The sequence below is a fragment of the Bacteroidales bacterium genome, from assembly GCA_031275285.1.
Taxonomy (GTDB): domain Bacteria; phylum Bacteroidota; class Bacteroidia; order Bacteroidales; family UBA4181; genus JAIRLS01.
Window position 1 is genome coordinate 1 of record JAISOY010000134.1, and the last position, 3,755, is coordinate 3,755.

Sequence of the window (3,755 nt, forward strand, 5' to 3'; positions counted from 1 at the left end):
CGGAAAAATTCGTCAGTAAAATGAAAATTACATCATGCCGCTTTTATGTGAGCGGAACAAACCTGTTGCTCTTCAGCAATTTTAAATTATGGGACGTGGAAATGGGTGGAAACGGATTGGGTTATCCCTTACAAAGGGTGATCAATTTAGGTATTAATGTTTCATTTTAAGAATAATTAAGTACTAAAACAATAAAAATGAAAGTAAAACATATATTTCAAAAGATACTAGTAGTGCTTTGCATTGTAAGTATTTCTTCCTGCGATTATCTGGATATTGTTCCCGATAATACCCTGACAGTAGAACATGCCTTTAAAAGTCGTTACGAAGCAGAGGGGTATTTGTATGGCATATACGGATTTCTTCCTTCTTTTGCCGATGCTGCAGCCAACCCCGCCCTGTTGGGAGGTGATGAAGTCTGGTATATGGAACGGGCTGCTGTTAACGGAAGATTATGGAACATAGCCAGGGGATTCCAGGGAACAGCCGCACCGCTGGGCGATTATTGGGCCAGTAACTATGACTCGAAACGTTATGACCTGAACGGAGGATTAGCTATTTTCACAGCATTGAGGGATTGTAATATTTTTCTTGAAAATGTAGATAAAGTAATAGATTTAAGCGAAGATGAGTGTATCCGGTGGAAAGCCGAGGTAAAATTCCTGAAAGCTTATTTTCATTTCTGGCTGTTACGTATGTACGGGCCGATCCCGATCATCAGGGAAAATCTTTCCATGGATGATCCGGGCCTGATCTATCGCGCACCGGTGGATGAAGTAGTGGAATACATTGTATCGCTGATTGATGAAGCGGTTACAGATCTTCCGCCCAAGATCGACGATATCATGCTGGAACTGGGACGAGCCACACAGCCCATCGCATTGGCTGTGAAAGCGCAAACACTGACACTGGCTGCCAGTCCACTGTTCAATGGAAACCCTGATTACGCAACTTTTGTAGACAAGAGCGGTACGCAACTTTTCCCTGTGGAATACAGTGCGGAAAAATGGAAAAGAGCTGCCGATGCATTGAAAGAAGCCATCGATGCCGCTCATGGGACAGACGAATCGGGCAGTAAACTATTCGATTTTAAAAGAGAAACGGTTTATGGAAGTAATCTGAACGAAAAAACCGTTATGGCCATGCAGGTCAGGGGAGCTGTTACAGAACGGTGGAACAGTGAAATTATCTGGGGAGCATCGAATTCCGGTACAGGGAATCTTCAGAGAATGTGTCATCCCATATTTTTTGTCGTTCAGGGAACCGGCGGGATCCATAATAACTATGCTCCGCCTTTGCACATTGTGGAACAATTTTATACCAAAAACGGAGTACCTATCGAAGAAGATAAAGATTGGGTAGGTGTAGAGATTTACAAACTCCGGATGGGAGATGAAGATCACAAACTATATATCGCCCAAAACCAGGAAACAATGAATCTTCATTTCAATCGTGAAGCCAGATTCTATGGTTCCATCACATTTGACAACGGTACTTATTACGGAAACGGGAGGATCACTTCCGATAACAATCTTTGGGTAACCAAGTTGAAAGAAGGTGCCGGCTCAAGTGTACCGGAAAGATCTTTATCAACAGGGTATCAATGTAAAAAACTGCTGCATTATATGACTTCCGTCCCCGATGATAACTCTAATATGAGTATCTATGAATACGCTTTTCCTATTATCCGCCTGGCTGATCTCTACCTGATGTATGCCGAAGCATTGAATGAATGGAAAGCTGCTCCTGACGACGAAGTCTATGAATACATCGATCTGGTACGGGCGCGAACCGGTCTGGAAGGAGTAGTAGATAGCTGGAGTAAATATGCCGTACCTGAGGCTGCCGGAAAACCGCTTACCCAGGATGGTATGCGGGAGATTATCCAACGGGAACGTATGAATGAACTGGCTTTTGAAGGCATCCGCTTCTGGGATTTACGGCGTTGGAAACTGGCCAAAGAATACATGAACAAGATTATCTGGGGACTGAATACCTTCGGAGAAGGAAATGATTATTATACTGTTCAGAAAGTGTATCAGTTAAGTTTTATGGATAAAGATTATTTATGGCCCATCAGGCAAGGTGTTATAATGAAAAACAATAACCTGGTACAAAATCCCGGATGGTAATCTTTTAAATAGTTATAATAAAATCAAAATATATGAAACCCTCATGAACCAAATTCGCCAAAAAGGATGAATATAAGATGAGGGTTCCATACAACCATAAAAAATTAAATCATATTCGTATGAAAATACAATTAAGAACATTGTTGATTGTCGGTTTGGCGGCTCTTATATGGAGTTGCAAAGACGTAAAAGAATGGAATGATCCGACCGATGATATACCTCCCGGAAAGGTCACCAATATAAAAGTGGAAAACTTCCACGGAGGAGCCACGATTACATATGAACTTCCTGATGATAAAGATCTGCTTGCTGTAAAAGCCGTATATTCGTTTCATGAAGGTGGAAAGGTGTATGAAAATTTTTCTTCAGCAATTTGGGACACTACTAATGTATTTAAGAGGGATACTATTGTTTTGGTCGGATACCCGGACACAACCGAACATATAGTAAACCTGTATACGATAGACCTGAGCAGGAATGAATCGGAACCCGAACAGGTAATCGTCAAACCATTATTATCACCTGTTGATCTGGTCCGTAAATCGTTAAAAGTAAATCCAACCTTTGGTGGAGTTTATTGTTCCTGGGAAAACATCATGGAAGAGAATATTGCTGTCTCCTTATATGTTGATTCTGTTGGAGAAATGACATTGGATGATACTTATTTTTCCAAGGCTGTTAAAGGCGGATATACATTCCGTGGGTTTCCAAGTAAGGAATATTCTTTCAGGATCGAAATACGCGACAGGTGGTTGAATTATTCCATACCTCTGGATACTATGTTGACTCCCCTGTATGAACAACAAATCAAAGGACGTGATGAATTAAACATTCAACAATGGTATTTATGGGGATTTGATAACAGGGAGTGTTTATCGAGAGGAGATAACTGGGGAACCGCAGGGAGTAACCGTAATTTCACCATTCTTATTGACGATGTCCTTTTTAATGCATCCAATTGGTATCATTCGGGTGACGACTGGGGTATGCTGAAACATTATGTACCGGGTTGGACTGATAATACCTTCGGATATCCCGCTTATTTCAGCATTGATATGGGGAAACCGGCATCCTACAGCAGGTTAAAAATCTATATGAGGGCCAGGACTCCGCTTTTCTCTGCGAATATTTTTACTGTGTTTGAAGTCTGGGGTACTAATAATCCCAAAGCTTTGGTTCCGGAACAAACCGATGAGGACCGTCTGACCAATCTTAAGTATTGGACAAGCTGGGAAGAAGTGGGAGGAACGGATGAATGGAAAAATGATTGGGTCCAATTAGGTGACTATACATTGGTACTCCCTTCCGGCGCAACTTTAACATCCGATGTGATCACCAGCGAAGATGAACAATTTATCAGGAATGGTTTTGATTATGAGATTGATCCGGACAAGACCAACATTCCCTGCCGTTATATCAGGTTTGTATGCAAGAAAAGTAATTTTGCAGGTGGTAAGCAACAAAAAAACCAGATGGGTGAGTTACAGTTTTTCGGTTCGTATGAATAATCATTGATAAAAGGGGTGATAAGATTTTCACCCCTTTTTCCCTATATTTTCTATTTAATGTTTATAAAAGATCAAGATCTAGCTCCAAAACTTTGAACTTTGAACTTTGAACTTT

At 41.1% G+C, this 3,755-nt stretch carries 2 protein-coding genes; both read left to right on the forward strand.

All coding sequences use genetic code 11. The features are described 5' to 3' along the window. Window positions 1-197 precede the first annotated feature (197 nt). Window positions 198-2,132 carry a RagB/SusD family nutrient uptake outer membrane protein gene (locus tag LBQ60_13850; protein ID MDR2039002.1) on the forward strand — a complete coding sequence of 645 codons (1,935 nt, stop codon included), beginning with the start codon at window positions 198-200 and terminating at the stop codon, window positions 2,130-2,132. 119 nt (window positions 2,133-2,251) lie between these two features. Further along, a complete protein-coding gene (locus LBQ60_13855; protein MDR2039003.1) occupies window positions 2,252-3,640 on the forward strand; it encodes a DUF4959 domain-containing protein in 1,389 nt (462 codons plus the stop codon). The last annotated feature ends 115 nt before the right edge of the window (window positions 3,641-3,755 follow it).

Coding starts and splice junctions, on each gene's coding strand:
- LBQ60_13850 (MDR2039002.1), top strand. CDS start 198: ATGAAAGTAAAACATATATTTCAAAAGATACTAGTAGTGCTTTGCATT.
- LBQ60_13855 (MDR2039003.1), top strand. CDS start 2,252: ATGAAAATACAATTAAGAACATTGTTGATTGTCGGTTTGGCGGCTCTT.